Annotated in this window: 13 protein-coding genes; 9 read left to right on the top strand and 4 right to left on the bottom strand. The window is 58.4% G+C overall.

The genetic code is table 11. The annotated features are described in order from the left end of the window. Positions 1-349: 349 nt before the first annotated feature. The 4 genes from POR16_RS04150 to POR16_RS04130 form a co-directional block, all read right to left on the bottom strand. Entirely contained in the window at positions 350-1,099 is a 750-nt protein-coding gene (locus tag POR16_RS04150) for a FadR/GntR family transcriptional regulator (protein WP_002555183.1), read from the bottom strand. Positions 1,100-1,198: 99 nt separating this feature from the next. Beyond that, complete coding sequence (locus POR16_RS04145) at positions 1,199-2,932, bottom strand: ABC transporter ATP-binding protein/permease (RefSeq protein ID WP_005888900.1); 1,734 nt, start codon at positions 2,930-2,932, stop codon at positions 1,199-1,201. A gap of 87 nt (positions 2,933-3,019) precedes the next feature. After that, positions 3,020-3,583: a response regulator transcription factor gene (locus tag POR16_RS04135; RefSeq protein ID WP_005888899.1), complete on the bottom strand. Its 564-nt coding sequence runs from the start codon at positions 3,581-3,583 to the stop codon at positions 3,020-3,022. After that, on the bottom strand, positions 3,580-4,839 hold the full coding sequence (locus POR16_RS04130; RefSeq protein WP_055003467.1) for an ATP-binding protein: 1,260 nt from the start codon (positions 4,837-4,839) through the stop codon (positions 3,580-3,582). Before POR16_RS04130 ends, POR16_RS04135 begins: the two co-directional genes overlap by 4 nt. Positions 4,840-5,031: 192 nt before the next feature. On the opposite strand from POR16_RS04130, the gene POR16_RS04125 reads away from it, so the two are divergent. The 9 genes from POR16_RS04125 (at position 5,032) to POR16_RS04085 (ending at position 18,208) form a co-directional block, all read left to right on the top strand. Further along, positions 5,032-5,745: an SIMPL domain-containing protein gene (locus POR16_RS04125; RefSeq protein ID WP_005887034.1), complete on the top strand. Its 714-nt coding sequence runs from the start codon at positions 5,032-5,034 to the stop codon at positions 5,743-5,745. Positions 5,746-5,950: 205 nt separating this feature from the next. Beyond that, a complete protein-coding gene (locus POR16_RS04120) occupies positions 5,951-7,492 on the top strand; it encodes an HET-C-related protein (protein ID WP_005887033.1) in 1,542 nt (513 codons plus the stop codon). 94 nt (positions 7,493-7,586) lie between these two features. Further along, positions 7,587-9,194, top strand: a complete 1,608-nt coding sequence (locus POR16_RS04115; protein WP_005887031.1) for an ABC transporter substrate-binding protein — start codon at positions 7,587-7,589, stop codon at positions 9,192-9,194. 258 nt (positions 9,195-9,452) lie between these two features. Beyond that, on the top strand, positions 9,453-11,081 hold the full coding sequence (locus POR16_RS04110; RefSeq protein WP_005887028.1) for an ABC transporter substrate-binding protein: 1,629 nt from the start codon (positions 9,453-9,455) through the stop codon (positions 11,079-11,081). A 320-nt stretch (positions 11,082-11,401) separates the two neighbouring features. Then, a complete protein-coding gene (locus POR16_RS04105; RefSeq protein ID WP_005887026.1) occupies positions 11,402-12,991 on the top strand; it encodes an ABC transporter substrate-binding protein in 1,590 nt (529 codons plus the stop codon). Positions 12,992-13,142: 151 nt separating this feature from the next. After that, positions 13,143-14,522: an OprD family porin gene (locus tag POR16_RS04100; protein WP_005887025.1), complete on the top strand. Its 1,380-nt coding sequence runs from the start codon at positions 13,143-13,145 to the stop codon at positions 14,520-14,522. Between the two features lie 83 nt (positions 14,523-14,605). Then, a complete protein-coding gene (locus tag POR16_RS04095) occupies positions 14,606-16,201 on the top strand; it encodes an ABC transporter substrate-binding protein (RefSeq protein WP_005887024.1) in 1,596 nt (531 codons plus the stop codon). A gap of 74 nt (positions 16,202-16,275) precedes the next feature. Beyond that, entirely contained in the window at positions 16,276-17,286 is a 1,011-nt protein-coding gene (locus POR16_RS04090) for an ABC transporter permease subunit (protein ID WP_005887021.1), read from the top strand. Positions 17,287-17,296: 10 nt separating this feature from the next. Further along, the gene (locus POR16_RS04085) at positions 17,297-18,208 is read left to right on the top strand and encodes an ABC transporter permease subunit (protein WP_005887019.1); all 912 of its coding nucleotides are present in this window, start codon (positions 17,297-17,299) and stop codon (positions 18,206-18,208) included. Positions 18,209-18,215 lie beyond the last annotated feature (7 nt).

Below are 18,215 nucleotides of genomic sequence, written 5' to 3'. Positions count from 1 at the left end.
CGAAACGGCACCAAAACAAGCCACCTCGGCTGTATCTGTATGCGAGTGACCGGGGCGGCGATCCGCATTGCTCACGACGAGGCCATTACAGCCTCTGGAGATAACTGACCTGTCAGACCGCCTTCGTGGACAAGTCCGCGGGTGGTCTTCGCCATACGTCGTGGGAGCGAGCTTGCTCGCGAATGGGCCAGTACATCCGGTGCATTTTCTGTGTCTGAACCATCGCCTTCGCGGACAAGTCCGCTCTTACATCCCCCCGCACAAGGAGCTTAATCTGATGCGAAGCCATTGCAGCCTCTCGAGATCGCCGACCTGCCAATTCGTCTTCGCGGCCCGCTACATCCGATCCTCAAGCCCGCTGCGACTCTGCTTCTTCATGCGCGTGGCGCAGGCGTTCGCGGCTGTTGGTCAGGTGCAGGCGCATGGCAGCGCGAGCGGCATCGGAGTCCTGACGGGCGATGGCGTCGAAAATCTCTTCGTGCTCACGGCTTAGCCGGTCCATGTAGTGCTGCTGATCATCATGGGCCAGACGCGCCGAGTTCAGGCGCGTGCGCGGAATGATGCTGGTCCCCAGGTGAGTCATGATGTCAGTGAAATAGCGGTTGCCGGTCGACAGGGCAATCTGCAGATGAAACTGGAAATCCGACGCTACTGCATCGGTGGCATGTGCGGCACTTTCATTGAGTGCGTCCAGTGCCGAACGCATGGCCGCCAGTTGCTCATCGCTTCTGCGCTGAGCTGCCAGCCCTGCCGACTCGACTTCGAGGCTGATGCGCAATTCGAGAATCGCCAGTACATCACGCAGGGTCACGATGGTCGCCGGATCAATCCGGAAGCCGCTGGGGCTGGGAGTGTCGAGAACGAAGGTGCCGATCCCGTGACGGGTTTCGACCAGCCCGGACGCCTGCAGGCGCGAAATGGCCTCGCGCACCACCGTGCGGCTGACGCCCTGCTCTTCCATGATCGCGGATTCAGTGGGCAGTTTATCGCCACGCTTGAGCTGTCCGCTGCGAATACGCTCGGACAGCTCGGTGACCAGCTCCTGCGCGAGGCTGCGGTGTTTTCTACGGGCGCGGGGCGGAGCGCTTTGATTTTCCATCCAACATCGATCTCTGGACTGCTAAACAAGGGCTAATGATAGCTCAGCGGTTATATGATCACACCCTCAAAAAATACCGCCTGTAGGACACAAGCCTTGTCAGACAGAGCCCGCTGCCCGCTGTTCGACCAATTGACCGCCCTCGACACGCACATGCCGATCGTGAAAACGTTGCAGGCTGCTGCGATGGCCGACGCTGACCAGCGTCAGGCCGGGCAAGCCGTCAATGATCGCGCGATGCATGGCGGTTTCGTCATCCTCGTCCATGGCTGAAGTGGCCTCGTCTACCAACAACCAGCGCGGTGCAATCAGCAAGGCGCGCGCAAACGCTACCCGCTGCTGCTCGCCCGGCGACAGAAAACGCTGCCAGTGATTGCTTTCATCCAGTCGTGGAATCAGGTGTTCCAGACGGCATTGATTCAACACGTCGGCAAAGCGCTCGGCAGCATAGTGATCTGCAGGCTGTGGATAACTCATTGCCTCGCGCAGCGTCCCGATCGGTAGATAAGGCCGTTGCGGCAGAAACAGCGCTGGCCCTGCGGGAAGACGGATCTGCCCTGAACCGTTTGGCCATAGCCCGCCCAGCGCCCTCAGCAGCGAGCTTTTCCCGCTGCCGGAACGACCGCTCAACATGACCCGCTCGCCTGCACCAATACGCAGGTTGGCATCGGTGAGCAATTGACGACCACCGGCAATTTCCAGCCCCAGATTACGCAGTTCCAACGCGTCTTCGGAGCGTGTCCTTTCGATGGCAGGTTGCTGCGCCTCGTGATCGCTCATGGCCTGTCGGAAGCTCAGCAGACGGTCAGACGTGGCACGCCAGGAAGCCAGCGTCCCATACGCACTGATAAACCAGCTGAAGTTCTCCTGCACGTTACCGAACGCCGAGTTGATCTGCATCAGATCACCCAGTTCGATCTTGCCCGCGAAATACCGTGGAGCTGCCACGATGAAGGGGAAAATCAAGGCGATCTGCGAATAGCCCGAGGTGAAGAAGGTCAGTCGCTTCTGCACTTTCATCGACGTTCGAAAGTTATTCCAGATCATCTGGAAGCGTCCGCTGAGGCGCTGGTTTTCATTACGCTCGCCCTCGGACAAGGCGATGCTCTCGGCGTTTTCGCGCACCCTGACCAGCGCGAAGCGCAGGTCTGCCTCAAAGCGCTCCTGCTGGTTGTTCAACGGGATCAGCCGTTTACCGATCCAGTGCGTCAACAGGCTGCCCACCAGCGCATAGAGCATGGCCGCCCAGAACATGTAACCTGGAATGGTGATGCCGAACAGCTCGATGCTGCCTGACACGCCCCAGAGAATGACCGAAAACGAAACAAGGCTGACAACCGAACTCATCAGACCGAGCCCCAGACTGAGGGTGCTGGTGGTGAATTCGTTCAGGTCTTCTGAAAGGCGTTGGTCAGGGTTATCGGTGTAACCGCCCTGCTCCAGGTGATAGTAATTTTTATCCGCCAGCCAGCGGGCGAAGTGCTGCTCTGTCAGCCAGCGGCGCCAGCGGATGGTCAGCAGCTGGGTCAGGTACAGGCGATAGACCGCAGCCAGAATGGCGATGGCTGCGATGCCGCTGAAGTACAGGATGAGGTGGGTGAACGCCGCCAGATCCTTGTTCTGCAGGGCGTTGTAAAAATCCCGGTACCAGCTGTTGAAGAAGACCGACACCTGCACGCTGAACAGCGACAGGGCGATCACCGAAATCAGCAACAGCCAGGCAGTGGCCTTTTCTTCGCTGCGCCAGTACGGCGTTATCAGCTTCCAGACGCGGCGTAGAAACGCCCCTTTGACAGCATCGTTGACGGCAGAATATTCAGCATTGCGATTCATGTAGTTCAGGCTCGCTCTCTTTGAAAGTACGGCCTGAGCACAATGAAGCAAAAGAACGCTTACACGATCACTATGAAAAAACCTTCATCAACGCCGCACCGGGCGCTTCTGCAACTTGCGCTGCAAGGTCCGGCGATGCATGCCCAATGCACGGGCAGTTGCTGAAATATTGCCCTCGTGTTCAGTCAGCACACGCTGGATATGCTCCCACTGCAGACGATCCACCGACATAGGGTTCTCGGGGACCAGCGTGTCGAGATTGGCGTGTTCGGACAGCAGCGCCGCCAATACGTCGTCCGCATCAGCCGGCTTGCACAGGTAGTTGCATGCACCACGCTTGATGGCTTCGACTGCGGTGGCAATGCTCGAATAACCGGTGAGGATCACCACGCGCATGTCCGGGTCCAGTTCCAGCAGCTTGGGCAGCAGAACCAGACCGGAATCGCCGTCCATTTTAAGATCCAGCGCGGCATATTCGGGAATGTCCTGCTGCGCCAGCGCCAAGCCCTCTTCTGCCGAGCCTGCCGTGCTCACGCGAAAGCCACGGCGGCTCATGGCCCTGGCCATCACACGGGTGAACGTCGCGTCGTCATCGACCAGCAACAGATGCGGCAGCTCTTCGCCTTCGACCTGAATGTCATCCTCACTCATGCTTCTTCTCCTCGCGTGTTTCGGGGCAGGCGCAACTCGGTGAGCGTACCGCCTTCTTCATGACTGTAGAGCTTTACCGAGCCACCCGCACGGGTGACGCTGGCCTTGCTAAGGAACAGACCCAGGCCGAAACCTTTGCCCTTGGTAGTAAAGAACGGTTTGCCGATCTGCTCGGCAATGGCCAGAGGCACACCGGCGCCGTGGTCACGAATACTGATGCAGATTTCCGCGTTGTCCCAATCCAGGTTCACTTCCAGCCCGTCGGGACAGGCATCGGCAGCGTTATTAAGCAGATTGAGCAACGCCTGAGTCAGGTCGGGCGGCGGCGCCAGTGTAGGCACTTCGCCCTCGCCCAACTGATAGAAGCGGTAACTCACTTCAGGGCGCATCAAGTGCCAGCGATTGAGCGATTCGTCCAGCCAGCGCGTGGCAGTCTGATGCTCGACGGCCATGCGCCGGTTGGCCTCGGCAGCCCGCACCAGTTGCTGGAGGGTCTGCTTGCACTGCTTGACCTGCTCCTGCAACACCGACAGGTCTTCTTGCAGCGCCGGGTCGCTGTGGTCCTGACGCATTTCCTTGAGCAGCACGCTCATGGTCGCCAGCGGTGTACCCAGCTCATGGGCGGCGCCTGCTGCCTGGGTGGCGACGGCGAGCAACTGCTGGTCGCGCAGGCCCTCCTCACGACGCTCGGCACGCAGTTGCTCCTGACTACGTAATTCTTCGGCCATCTTTGCCGCGAAGAACGTGATGACTGCCGCTGCCAGCGCAAAGCTCAGCCACATGCCGTAGACCTGCATGCTCTCACGGGCAATCGAGTCCGTTTCCAGCGGGTAGGAACGCACCATCAACAGGGTGTACATGGTCAGCGCGAAACCGGACAGAATCAGCGAGTAACGCCACGGCAAGGTTGCGGCGGCGATGGTCAGCGGCACCAGATAGTAGGAAACGAACGGGTTGGCCGAGCCGCCCGAGTAGTACAGCAAGGCGCTGTGGATAAGCAGGTCCAGCGCCAGTTGCAGCGCATACTCGAACTCGGTCAGCGGCAGGGACGTGCGCAGGCGGATCACAGTCAGCCCGCACAGCACCAGCGAGCAACCCAGTGTTATAGACAGTTGCAGCCACGGCAGCGGCAGAAAGTCGAACAGCCACGCCATTCCCACCGAGCCCGCTTGCGCGGCCAGCACCAGAATACGGATGAATGTCAGGCGCCACAGGTTTTGCCGTGTGGCTGAAAGCATTTGAACGGGGGCGAGCATGAGCTCTCCTGATGAGTGCTCCAGGTGGATCGTTGCGAGTATAACCAAGCGGGAGCCAAAACTGGAAAAGTGCGTCAACGCACCGCACACCGAAGCAGTCTGTCATCGCAGGAACCGGGCCAAACCGCTACAGTCAGAGAACTTTGCGCCATTCGACAATTGTCGGCGGCCGTTTGATAACAAGGAGCTTTCATGTTCAATCTCCGTCCTGCTGCCGCGCTCGTCGCGCTGGCCGCTGCCCTGTCCAGCCTGCCAGCGCTGGCTGAAGAAGCCCGCTATAACCAGATATCCTTGCGCGCCGAGGTCAATCAGGAGGTTCAGCGCGACCTGATGCTCGTCACGCTGTACACAGAAGCCCAGGACAGTGACCCGGCCAAACTGGCGGCACAGATCACTGAGACACTGAACAAGGCGCTGGGTCAGGCACGGCAGGTCAAGGATGTGAAGATTCGCCAGGGCAGCCGCAACAGCTACCCGGTCTACGACGACAAAGGCCAGAAGATCACCGGCTGGCGTGAACGCGCCGAACTGCGCCTCGAAAGCGCAGACTTCGCGGTGCTGTCGAAGCTGACCGGCGAGCTGCTGACGGACCTGAAAATGGGCGGCATGGACTTCTCGATATCGCCTGCGACCCGCAAGACCAGCGAAGACGCATTGCTCAAGGACGCCGTGAACGCATTCAAGGCCCGCGCGCAACTGGTCACCGAGGCGCTGGGCGGCACAGGCTACAAGCTGGTCAACCTGAACCTCAATACGTCAGGCTACCCGCAACCCTACCTGCGTGCGCCCGTCATGATGATGGCCAAATCGTTACGTGAAGATTCTGCACCGACCCCGGATGTCGAAGCCGGCACCAGCCAGGTCAGCGTTGCAGCTGATGGCATCATCGAAGTCGCTATTCCCTGAATCATGGGGCGGTAGTTTCGGCTACCGCCTTTTCCCACACTCGCCCTTCTCTTGCCCCCCTCCCCCTCGGCAATCGCCTACGCCTGCTGATACGTCGCCTGATTGTCGGCAAACCCGGTGCGCGCGAAAATTGCCACCTCCCGTTCAAACACGGTCACGCCGGCCGAATGACCCGGCTCGCCGTCTTATCATCAAGGAATCAAGGATGAGTCCCCAGCACCCGGCTGTTGCCATCGATCAGATCATGGATAGCAACGGCGAAGAGCTTCCAGTGCCACTGCGATTTGAAGCAGGCAAAGGCGACGAAGACAAACACACGCATGCTTCGATCGAGACTGCTCTCGAATCTGCCGGTTTCACGCCGGAACAAATCCGCGCGATCTATTTCGGCAACTGGCTGCGCGACTATTCGCAACTGCTCGACCCGAAGATCGTCAGGGCGACGAGCATGCCGAAAAGCTTCCCTGACCTGCTTTCCCGCGATGCACTGACCCGCATCGTGGATGTTCTGGCAGTGAAGGAGTTCACCGACCTGATGCACGTGGACCGTTCACACTTTGTAGTAAATGCGCAACGGCTCTGCGTCTATCGCCCTGGCGAGCACATCGACAACCCTAAGGCTACAAACCCCAACCCGGCCAACCCAAAAGAGCGCGACGGCGACTTTGACGAATGGGTACTACCTGACGATCCGGCCTTGCAGGTCGACCATGACACCTCGATGAAGCGCTACCTTCAGCGCTCGGCAGACATCATGACCGCAGGCCTGAAGTCGGCCGTAGAGGCCGGTGCCCACTCCACGGACGGGTTGCGGGACATGGGTGCTGCACTGCATGTTCTCGAAGACTTCTTTGCCCATTCCAATTTCGCTGAACTGAGCCTGATCAAGCAGGGCTATACCGACGTGTTGCCGTGGACGTCGAAGGCAGACTGCAGGCACTCACTGCCCCTCGTCACAGGTACGTTCGGCGGCAGCGACATCATCGCCAGCCTTGCAGAACCCCTTGGCAAGATTCTGTTCTCGCCAGACGACAAACCGTTCGAAGCGTTCAAGGCCGGAGAACGCTACGAGCGCGACCAGATCATCCAGATCATCCTTGGCGAGCACCCTGACCAGCGCCTGCTTGCAGGCTACGAGGCTTTCCTCGAAGCGCGTGACCAATGGGCCAGCCAGCCGTTCTCCGAACAGGTCGAACAGTTCTATGCCTTCATTGTTACACCAGGACGATTGCTGGGAAATGCTTTCGGGATCGTCCTGCAAAGCCTGACCGTCTGGCTGGGCAACAGCGTTGACGACGTGCAGACCATGCTCGACGAGGACCCGAACACCAGCGGCTCGACCGACCCGTCGCATTCCCAGCTGGCCAAAGATCATGCGCAACATCCGCTGCATGTCCTCGCCGCAGAGCTTGCCAGAACAGCGGTGCTTGAAACAGGCAGGGCCGTTCTGAACCATTGGCACGCGAAGGAAGGTGTCGAACATCCGGCCCACGTTGCCGCAAGTTTTTTCACCCACCCGATGGACTGTGACTGGCAGGACCGCATCGTCAGTGAATGGGCCGAGGCAAACCCCGAACAGCTCAGCCGTGCTGCACTCAAGAGCGAGCTGGACCAGACCCGTGTTCAATTGCAGAGCAACGCGAAGAAAGACCTGCAGCGTTTCAGCCAGGACGGCAGCCATTTTCTGAACGTATTCTTCGAAAGTGCCTCGCTGTCGGACTTGTGGGCGAGGATTACCGGCAAGTAAGCGTATTGTCCCACCCGGACCAAGTACGGCACTATCCGTGTCTATCTTATTGTCGACTTAAAGCACGGTGACTGCCGTACCACGCGAGGGATCCATGGGACACACACTTTTCAAACCGCTGCTCCTGAGCACCACACTGCTGGCCTGCGTCCCGCTGGCCCACGCAGCCAGCACCCTGGTGTACTGCTCTGAAGCCAGCCCGGCAGGCTTTGACCCCAGCCAGTACACCAGCGGCACCGACTTCGATGCGTCGGCCGAAACCGTCTTCAATCGCCTGACCCAGTTCAAGCGTGGCGGGACCGAAGTAGAGCCCGGGCTGGCGTCCAACTGGGACGTATCACCCGACGGGCTGACCTACACGTTTCATCTGCGCGACGGCGTGAAATTCCACACCACGGACTATTTCAAGCCAACCCGCGCGTTCAACGCCGACGACGTTTTGTTTACGTTCAACCGCCTGCTCGACGCCAATCATCCTTTTCGCAAAGCCTACCCGTCGGAGTCGCCCTACTTCACTGACATGGGCCTGAACACGACAATCAAGAGCGTCGAAAAAATAGACCCGCAAACCGTCCGTTTCACCCTGAACACTATCGATGCAGCGTTCGTGCAGAATCTGGCCATGAGCTTTGCCTCTATTCAGTCCGCCGAATACGCCGACCAGTTGCTCAAGGAAGGCAAGGCCGAAGAACTCAACCAGAAACCCATCGGCACCGGGCCGTTCGTATTCAAGCGCTACCAGAAAGACTCGCAGATCCGTTACGTCGGCAACACCGAGTACTGGAAGCCCGAGGACGTGAAGATCGACAACCTGATCTTCTCGATCAGCAGCGATGCCGCGGTGCGCATGCAGAAGCTCAAGGCCGGCGAGTGCCAGGTCAGCGGCTATCCGCGTCCTCAGGACATTGAAGAAATGAAAAAGGACCCTGACCTCAAGGTCCTCAGCCAGCCTGGCTTCAACCTGGGTTTCCTGGCCTACAACGTTACCCACAAGCCACTTGACCAGCTCAAGGTCCGTCAGGCGCTGGACATGGCTATCGACAAGCCGGCCATTATCAAGGCGGTCTACCAGAGCGCAGGTCAACTGGCCGAGAATGCCCTGCCGCCAGACCAGTGGAGCTTCGACCCGACGATCAAGGATGCGCCACACGACCTGACCAAGGCCAGACAACTGCTCAAGGAAGCTGGCGTCGCGCCGGGGACCAAAATCGACCTGTGGGCCATGACGGTCCAGCGCGCTTCCAACCCCAATGCGCGCATGTCGGCGCAGATGATTCAGTCGGACTGGGAAAAGATAGGCATCAAGGCCAACATCGTCAGCTATGAATGGGGCGAGTACATCAAGCGCGCCAAGGCAGGCGAGCACGACGCGATGATCTACGGCTGGACCGGCGACAATGGCGACCCTGACAACTGGCTGGGTGTGCTCTATAGCTGCGCAGCTGTCAAAGGCAGCAACTACGCCAAATGGTGCGACCCGGCTTACGACAAACTGGTGCAACAGGCCAAGATCACGACCAACCGGGACGAACGCATTAAGCTCTACCAGCAGGCTCAGCACATCCTCAAGCAACAAGTGCCGATCACGCCCATCGCCAACTCCAAAGTGTTTCAGCCAATGCGCAAGGAAGTGCAGGACTTCAAGATCAGTCCGTTCGGCCTCACCCCCTTCTATGGTGTCGGCCTGACTACAGCGAAGTAACAATATGGCCCTAACCGGGTGCATTTTTCACACCCGGTTGCGCCTTAACGGTGCGCGAACCCCTGCGAAATACCCCGCGCAAACGTTCAACTCTCCAAAAAATTACACTTTCGCGACATTCCTGTACGATCGTGCCACTCTTTGTAGCTTCTTTGACGTCATTGTCTTGCTTTGGGTATGGCCCCTGCATAAGTATCGGATGGATCGGCTCATGAGGTCGTTCCCTCTAATCAAAAAATGACAACAACTGAGGCAACCATGCTCAAAAACGCGGTCATTCCGTTTCTGCTCGGCGCCAGCTTGCTAGCCAGCGCACCTTTCGCCCACGCAGCCTCGAACCTGGTGTTCTGCTCCGAGGGCAGTCCTGCCGGATTCGATCCGGGTCAATACACCACAGGCACTGACTTCGACGCCTCGGCAGAGACCATTTTCAACCGCTTGAGCCAGTTTGAACGTGGCGGCACCGCCGTTGTGCCAGGCCTGGCCACAAAATGGGACATCTCTGAAGACGGCCTGACGTACACCTTCCACCTGCGCGAAGGCGTCAAGTTCCACACCACGCCGTACTTCAAGCCGACGCGTGAATTCAATGCCGATGACGTGTTGTTCACGTTCAACCGCATGATCGACAAGGACATGCCTTACCGCAAAGCGTATCCGACCGAATTCCCTTACTTCACCGACATGGCGATGGACACCAACATCACCAAGATCGAGAAGGTCGACGATCACACCGTCAAATTCGTTCTTGGCAAGGTCGACGCTGCGTTCATCCAGAACATGGCCATGAGCTTTGCGTCGATCCAGTCCGCAGAATATGCCGCCAAGCTGCTCAAGGAAGGCAAGCCCGAGCTGATCAACCAGCAGCCGATCGGCACTGGCCCGTTCGTGTTCAAGAGCTACCAGAAAGACTCCAACATCCGTTACACCGGTAACAAGGACTACTGGAAGCCTGAGGACGTCAAGGTCGACAACCTGATCTTCGCCATCACCACCGACGCCTCGGTGCGCATGCAGAAGCTCAAGAAAAACGAATGCCAGATCACCGCTTACCCACGCCCTGCCGACCTCGAACCACTCAAGGCCGACAAGAACCTGAAGATGCCTGATCAGGCTGGCTTCAACCTGGGTTACATCGCCTACAACGTGATGGACCAGATCAAGGGTGAAGACCATCCGAACCCGCTGGCCCAGTTGAAAGTGCGTCAGGCACTGGACATGGCGGTCAACAAACAGCAGATCATTGACTCGGTGTATCAGGGCGCAGGTCAATTGGCAGTCAATGCCATGCCACCGACACAGTGGTCTTATGACACCACCATCAAAGATGCCAAGTACGACCCCGAGAAAGCTCGCGCGCTGCTCAAGGAAGCAGGCATAAAGGAAGGCACCGAAATTACCCTTTGGGCAATGCCGGTTCAGCGTCCTTACAACCCCAACGCCAAACTGATGGCCGAAATGCTTCAGTCTGACTGGAAGAAGATCGGTATCAACGCCAAGATCGTCAGCTATGAATGGGGCGAATACATCAAGCGCGCCAAGAATGGTGAAAACGGCGCGATGCTGATTGGCTGGAGCGGCGACAATGGTGACCCGGACAACTGGCTCGGCACCCTGTTCGGCTGCGACGCACTCAATGGCAACAACTTTGCCAAATGGTGCGACAAGCCGTTCGACACGCTGATCCATCAGGCGAAACAAACGCCTGATCAAGCCAAGCGCACCGAACTGTACAAACAGGCGCAACACCTCTTGAAAGACGCAGTGCCGATGACGCCTATCGCGCACTCGACGGTCTATCAACCCATGCGCACCAGCGTACAGGACTTCAAGATCAGCCCGTTTGGCTTGAACTCCTTCTACGGTGTGAGCGTGACCGGCAAGTAACGGCGCCGGTCTGCTGCGCTGCTCACGCGGCGCAGCACAGCTGCTACACCTGAACATGAGCCTATGCGACCAGTGAAAGAGTGTCGTCACCGACACTCTTTCACTGTCATCGCGATTTTTCCTACGAGCTTTACAGCATTCGAGCCTATTTACCGCGTGCCTTTACCGACTTACCGTCCAAAGGTCGCGACAACAGGCAGGAAGCTGTCGCGTGGGGGCTATGGCAAATCGTGAAGCATGGGGCGCGCTCTTTCGGTTATCGCCTGTGGGCCTGTTAGACATTCGAGCCGCGGCTCGTCCTTTGAGGGATAGGGATTATCATGCGTAAAACTCTTGCGATGACGTCGTGCCTGGGGCTGTTTGCCCTGGCTCCGCTGGCCCATGCAAATAATCTGGTGTTCTGTTCGGAAGCAAGTCCTGCAGGCTTTGACGGGGCGCAATACACCTCATCAACCGATAACGACGCTTCAGAGCCGATCTATAACCGCCTGACCGAATTCAAGCAGGGCGATACCACGGTGGTGCCGGCTTTGGCGACCTCGTGGGATGTTTCAGAAGATGGGCTGGTCTACACGTTTCATCTGCGCGAAGGCGTGAAGTTCCACAGTAACAAGAACTTCAAACCCAGCCGTGATTTCAATGCCGACGATGTAGTCTTCACGTTCAATCGCATGCTTAACCCCGAACATCCATTTCGTAAAGCCTACCCGACCGAGTTCCCTTACTTCACCGGTATGGGCCTGAACAAGAAGATCAAGTCCATCGAGAAGACCGGCCCGCTGACGGTGGTATTCACCCTCAATACGGTCGACGCTGCGTTCATTCAGAACATCGCGATGAACTTCGCCAGCATCCTGTCTGCCGAGTACGCCGAACAACTGATGGCCAAGGGGGACGTTCGCGACATTAACCAGCAGCCGATCGGCACTGGCCCATTCGTGTTCCAGCGTTATCAGAAAGACTCGCAAATTCGCTACAAGGGCAACAAGGAGTTCTGGGACCCGAGCCGGGTGAAGATCGACCAGTTGATCTTCGCCATAGTCACCGACGCTTCGGCGCGCATGCAAAAGCTCAAGGCCAACGAGTGCCAGGTTTCGGTCAACCCGCGCCCTGCAGACCTCGCCAAGCTCAAGGAAGACAAAAGCCTACAGATCATCGAGAAACCGGGCTTCAACCTCGGTTACATCTCCTACAACGTGCGTCATGAGCCATTAGGCAAGCTGGAAGTGCGTCAGGCGCTGGACATGGCCGTCAACAAGAAAGCCATCATCAACGCGGTTTACCAGGGCGCCGGGCAACTGGCAGTCAACGCCATGCCGCCAACCCAGTGGTCCTACGACGACAGCATCAAGGACGCACCCTACAACCCGGAAAAAGCCAAAGAGCTTTTGCGTGCAGCCGGGGTCAAGGAAGGCACCGAACTGACCCTTTGGGCCATGCCGGTACAGCGCCCTTACAACCCCAATGCGAAGTTGATGGCCGAGATGCTTCAGGCCGACTGGAGCAACGTGGGCATCAAGGTCAAGATCGTCAGTTACGAATGGGGCGAATACCTCAAGCGCACCAAGAATGGCGAGCACGATATCTCGCTGATCGGCTGGACCGGCGACAACGGTGACCCGGACAACTGGCTCGGCACCCTGTACAGCTGCGCGGCAATTGGCGGTAACAACTACTCGATGTGGTGCGATGAGAAATACGACCATCTGGTCAAGGCCGCCGTCGCCGTCACTGACCGCGAGCAACGCACCGACCTGTACAAACAGGCACAGCGTTACCTCAAGGAACAGGTGCCAATCACCCCGATTGCCCACTCGACGGTCAATCAGCCGTTGCGCGCCGAGGTCAGGGACTTCCACGTCAGCCCATTTGGCCGCAACAACTTTTCCGGCGTAAGCATCGCCGACTGATCGGAAATCAAGCTTGCCTGCGCTGCCTTGAAGGGTGGCCGGCGCCAGCACTTGCGCATTGATAACAACGCAGGGCCACCAACCCTGCACCACCAAAAGCCAGACCTTAAAGAACTGGCATTTATAAAAGTGATAAAGGGAGCAGTACATAGTGAAAACCACAAGCACCGCATTATTGGCCTTGTCTCTGTCCTCGTTCGGCGCGTTGGTTCAGGCAGAGCCAGCCAGCCAGACATTCGTGCCGACCCAGCTGAGTTCCAAGAATGCCCAGGCCGACGCCAACGGCTTTTTCGAAGATCAGCACCTGACCGGCACGACCCGTAACTGGTATGCCAATGAACTCAAGCGTCGCGACGAGGTGTTCCGCTACAACGACAACGGCGTCGCTGAGCAGACCTCGCGCCGTATCAACTGGCAGCAGGGCACCATCGTCAACTACACCTCGGGTTACACCCAGGGTGTTGTTGGTTTCTCCACAGAACTGGCCCTGTACAACGCCATCGCACTGGACCGCGACACTGATGACTTCGCAGGCAATTCCAACCGTACCCTGGCCCACAGTGACGGCGATGCAGTTGGCCAGTGGAGCAAAATGGGTCTGGGCAACGTCAAGGCCCGTGTCTCCAATACAGTTCTGACCATGGGCCGCCAGTCGGTGAACACGCCGGTTATCGCCTTCATCGGCAACCGTGCCCTGCCGTCCAGCTTCCAGGGTTTTGCCGTACAGAGCGACGAATTCAACAACCTGTCCCTGCAGGCCGGCAGCTTCGACCGCGTGTCGCCACGTATGGAGCAAAGCCTGGACAAGTTCCGCTCCGAATACGGTGATCGCAGCAAGACTGCTGATCGTCTGGACATGTTCGGCGGCGACTACAAGCCTACCGATAGCCTGACCGCCAGCTTCTACGCCTCAAACCTGGAAGACTTCTGGCATCAGTACTACTTCGGCTTCACCCACGAACTGGGTGACAGCAAGGCCTTGGCCCTCAGCACCAACCTGAACTACTACAAGACCAAGGATGCTGGCCAGAGCAAGCTGGGCGCGATCGACAACGACACCTACAGCCTGTCCTTCACCGGAACACACAACGCCCACAGCGTGAGCGTTGCGTATCAGGAAGTGAACGGTAACGAGTACTTCGACTACGCCCACGACACCAACGCGATCTTCCTCGCCAACTCCCTGCTCTCGGACTTCAACGGCCCGAATGAGAAATCCCTGCAGATCGCTTATGTGCTGAACATGGCCGAATACGGCGTGCCAGGCCTGAAGTTCAACATCTACCAGGCTCGCGGCTGGGACATCGACGGTACGCATTACAAAGGCACCGGCTACACCGACGTGCTGGCAATGGACGGCGAAACCCACTACGAGTACGGCATCGGTTCGTCTTACTCCGTGCAGTCCGGTCCGCTCAAGGCTACTGCTATCCGCGCGACCTACACCACCCACCGCGCCAGCGAGAATCAGGCTGATGGCAACATCAACGAATTCCGTCTGGTGACCACTGTCCCGTTCAACATTCTCTGATTCGCTGAAAAACGCCCTGACGCAATGCAACAGCCTTGCGTCAGGGCATCACCATCGGCGTCAACTCTATGGAGGGTTCACAAATGAAACTGTTATCGCTACGCAACTCGATCGCCCTGGCCCTGCTCAGCGTCGCCGTCAGTGTTTCGGCTAAACCCCTGGTGGTCTGCACCGAAGCCAGCCCTGAAGGCTTTGACATGGTGCAGTACACCACTGCCGTCACGGCCGATGCCGTGGCTGAAACCGTGTTCAACCGTCTGGCAGATTTCAAGCCCGGTTCGACTGAAGTCATCCCCGCACTGGCTGAATCCTGGGAGATCAGCGAAGACGGTCTGACCTACACCTTCCACCTGCGCAAAGGCGTCAAGTTTCACACCACCGATTATTTCAAACCGACCCGCGACATGAACGCCGACGATGTGCTTTGGAGTTTTCAGCGCCAGCTGGACCCGAAACACCCGTGGCATGACAAGTCGAGCGTGGGTTTCCCCTACTTTGAAAGCATGGGCTTCAAAGAGCTGCTGAAAAGCGTCGAAAAAACCGACGACTACACCGTCAAGTTCACCCTGACACGCCGAGAAGCGCCATTTCTGGCTGACATCGCCATGGCTTTCGCTTCGATCTACCCGGCCGAGTACGCCGACCAGTTGCTGAAAGCCAACAAGACCGGTGACCTGAACAGCAAGCCGATCGGCACCGGCCCGTTCATCTTCCAGCGTTACGCAAAAGATGCCCAGGTGCGTTTCAAGGCCAACCCGGATTACTTCCGTGGCAAGCCACCTGCCGAAGCACTGATTCTGGCCATCGCCACCGACAACAACGTGCGCCTGCAGAAGCTCAAGGCCAACGAATGCCAGATCGCGCTGTACCCCAAGCCGGACGACATTCCGAGCATCAAGAAAGACCCTAATCTGAAGGTCGAAGAACTGGAGGCCATGACGACTTCCTATATTGCGATCAATACGACGCACAAGTACCTGAGCGACGTGCGAGTGCGCAAAGCGATCGACATGGCCTTCGACAAGGCAGCCTATGTCAATGCACTGTTCGGCAAGGGCAATGCGCTGGTTGCGGTCAACCCGTATCCGCCGACCCTGCTGGGTTACAACAACAGCCTGAAGAATCCGCCGATTGATCTCGACAAGGCACGGGCCTTACTCAAGGAAGCCGGTGTGCCGGAAGGCACCACGTTCACCCTGTTCACCCGCAATGGTGGTGGCCCGACCAACCCCAACCCGATGCTCGGGGCACAAATGATGCAGTCCGATCTGGCCAAGATCGGCATAAAGATCGACATTCGCGTCATGGAATGGGGTGAAATGCTCAAACGTGCCAAAAATGGCGAACATGACATGGTGTCTGCCGGCTGGGCAGGCGACAATGGCGACCCTGATAACTTCCTGACCCCGATGCTCAGTTGTGAAGCGGCGAAAAACGGCGAGAACTATGCGCGCTGGTGCAACGCCGATTTCCAGAAACTGATCGATCAGGCTCGCGAAACAGTGAACCCCCAGGAGCGCGCCACGCTCTATGAACAGGCCCAGGCAATCTTCAACAAGGACCAGCCTTGGATCAGCATGGCTCACACCAGAATGTTCACCGCCATGCGCAACAACGTAGAGGGCTATGTAATCAGCCCGCTCACCACCAATAACTTCGCCACTACCCAGGTGAAGTAGAAAAATAATCCGGCGAGCTCGTCACCCGAGACTCGCCGGAGCACGCCTAACCGGCTGATGAGGTACACACCAAGATGTTTAGTTTTATCGCCCGCCGAGTGGGGTTGCTGATACCCACTTTCTTCGGCATCACCTTGTTGACGTTCGCACTGATTCGTCTGATCCCGGGCGACCCGGTTGAAGTCATGATGGGTGAGCGCCGGGTCGATCCGGAAATGCACGCTCAGGCCATGGAACGTCTTGGCCTGAACAAACCGCTGTATGCCCAGTACATCGATTACATCGGCAAGCTCGCCCAAGGCGATCTCGGTGAGTCGTTGCGCACGCGCACCAGTGTCTGGAGCGAGTTCACCTCGCTGTTCCCGGCCACCCTGGAGTTGTCGCTGGCAGCCCTGATTTTCGCGGGTATCCTTGGCCTGCTGGCGGGCGTGATCGCCGCACTCAAGCGAGGGTCCCTGTTCGACCATGGGGTCATGGGTATATCCCTGGCCGGCTATTCCATGCCGATCTTCTGGTGGGGCCTGATCCTCATCATGTTCTTCTCGGTGACCCTGGGCTGGACCCCGGTGTCCGGGCGGATCGACTTGCTGTACGACATTCCGCCGGTCACCGGCTTCATGCTGATCGACACGCTGCTCAGTGACGAGCAAGGCGCGTTTCTGGATGCCCTGCATCACCTGATCCTTCCAGCCATCGTGCTGGGTACCATCCCGCTGGCGGTGATCGCCCGGATGACTCGCTCGTCGATGCTTGAAGTACTGCGTGAAGACTACGTGCGCACGGCTCGCGCCAAAGGCCTGTCGCCTGCCCGCGTGGTGTTCGTTCACGGCTTGCGTAACGCGCTGATCCCGGTACTGACCGTATTCGGTCTGCAGATCGGTACCTTGCTGGCCGGTGCGGTTCTGACAGAAACGATCTTCTCCTGGCCCGGCATCGGCAAATGGCTGATCGAAGCCATTGGCGCACGGGACTACCCGGTCGTGCAAAACGGCATTCTGCTGATCGCCTGTCTGGTGATCCTGGTCAACTTCGTGGTGGACATCCTCTACGGCTTTGCCAACCCACGCATTCGTCACCAGCGCTGAGATTATCGATATGAGCACCCCTACTCCTGCGGTAGCAGTCGATCAAAGCCTGCTTTACCCGTCCCCGTACAAAGAATTCTGGCAAGCGTTCTCCAAGAACAAAGGCGCAGTTGCCGGCCTGATGTTCATGATCCTGATCGTGTTCTGCGCCCTGTTCGCCCCATGGGTTGCCCCCCATGACCCGAGCGAGCAGTACCGCGACTTTCTGCTGACCCCTCCGGTCTGGCTAGAAGGCGGCCAATGGCAATTCATCCTCGGCACCGACGAACTGGGCCGTGACCTGCTGTCGCGCCTGATCCAGGGTTCGCGCCTGTCTCTGCTGATCGGCTTGGCCTCGGTGGTCATGTCGCTGATCCCTGGCATCCTGCTGGGCCTGCTGGCGGGCTTCTTCCCGCGCGTGTTGGGCCCGTCGGTCATGCGCCTGATGGACATCATGCTGGCCCTGCCATCGCTGCTGCTGGCGGTCGCCATCGTGGCAATTCTCGGCCCTGGCCTGATCAATACCGTCATCGCCATCGCCATCGTGTCGCTGCCGTCCTACGTGCGCCTGACCCGTGCTGCGGTGATGGGCGAACTGAACCGCGACTACGTGACCGCTGCACGTCTGGCCGGTGCCACCCTGCCGCGCCTTATGTTCATCACCGTGCTGCCGAACTGCATGGCGCCGCTGATCGTTCAGGCAACGCTGAGCTTCTCGTCGGCGATTCTCGACGCAGCGGCACTGGGCTTCCTGGGCCTTGGCGTACAACCGCCAACGCCTGAGTGGGGCACCATGCTCGCCTCGGCCCGCGACTACATCGAACGTGCCTGGTGGGTCGTAAGCCTGCCTGGTCTGACCATTTTGCTCAGCGTGCTGGCAATCAACCTGATGGGCGACGGTCTGCGCGATGCGCTGGACCCGAAACTCAAAAACGCCGCCTGAGGAGATT

The organism is Pseudomonas coronafaciens pv. oryzae str. 1_6, assembly GCF_000156995.2.
Classification (GTDB): domain Bacteria; phylum Pseudomonadota; class Gammaproteobacteria; order Pseudomonadales; family Pseudomonadaceae; genus Aquipseudomonas; species Aquipseudomonas tremae.
The sequence above is the reverse complement of the archived record's forward strand: the minus strand, read 5'-3'. Positions and strand labels throughout refer to the sequence as shown.

What these genes read in the sequence shown, in the direction of transcription:
- POR16_RS04150 (WP_002555183.1), bottom strand. Translation starts at nt 1,099, where the DNA reads ATGGAAAATCAAAGCGCTCCGCCCCGCGCCCGTAGAAAACACCGCAGC.
- POR16_RS04145 (WP_005888900.1), bottom strand. Translation starts at nt 2,932, where the DNA reads ATGAATCGCAATGCTGAATATTCTGCCGTCAACGATGCTGTCAAAGGG.
- POR16_RS04135 (WP_005888899.1), bottom strand. Translation starts at nt 3,583, where the DNA reads ATGAGTGAGGATGACATTCAGGTCGAAGGCGAAGAGCTGCCGCATCTG.
- POR16_RS04130 (WP_055003467.1), bottom strand. Translation starts at nt 4,839, where the DNA reads ATGCTCGCCCCCGTTCAAATGCTTTCAGCCACACGGCAAAACCTGTGG.
- POR16_RS04125 (WP_005887034.1), top strand. Translation starts at nt 5,032, where the DNA reads ATGTTCAATCTCCGTCCTGCTGCCGCGCTCGTCGCGCTGGCCGCTGCC.
- POR16_RS04120 (WP_005887033.1), top strand. Translation starts at nt 5,951, where the DNA reads ATGAGTCCCCAGCACCCGGCTGTTGCCATCGATCAGATCATGGATAGC.
- POR16_RS04115 (WP_005887031.1), top strand. Translation starts at nt 7,587, where the DNA reads ATGGGACACACACTTTTCAAACCGCTGCTCCTGAGCACCACACTGCTG.
- POR16_RS04110 (WP_005887028.1), top strand. Translation starts at nt 9,453, where the DNA reads ATGCTCAAAAACGCGGTCATTCCGTTTCTGCTCGGCGCCAGCTTGCTA.
- POR16_RS04105 (WP_005887026.1), top strand. Translation starts at nt 11,402, where the DNA reads ATGCGTAAAACTCTTGCGATGACGTCGTGCCTGGGGCTGTTTGCCCTG.
- POR16_RS04095 (WP_005887024.1), top strand. Translation starts at nt 14,606, where the DNA reads ATGAAACTGTTATCGCTACGCAACTCGATCGCCCTGGCCCTGCTCAGC.
- POR16_RS04090 (WP_005887021.1), top strand. Translation starts at nt 16,276, where the DNA reads ATGTTTAGTTTTATCGCCCGCCGAGTGGGGTTGCTGATACCCACTTTC.
- POR16_RS04085 (WP_005887019.1), top strand. Translation starts at nt 17,297, where the DNA reads ATGAGCACCCCTACTCCTGCGGTAGCAGTCGATCAAAGCCTGCTTTAC.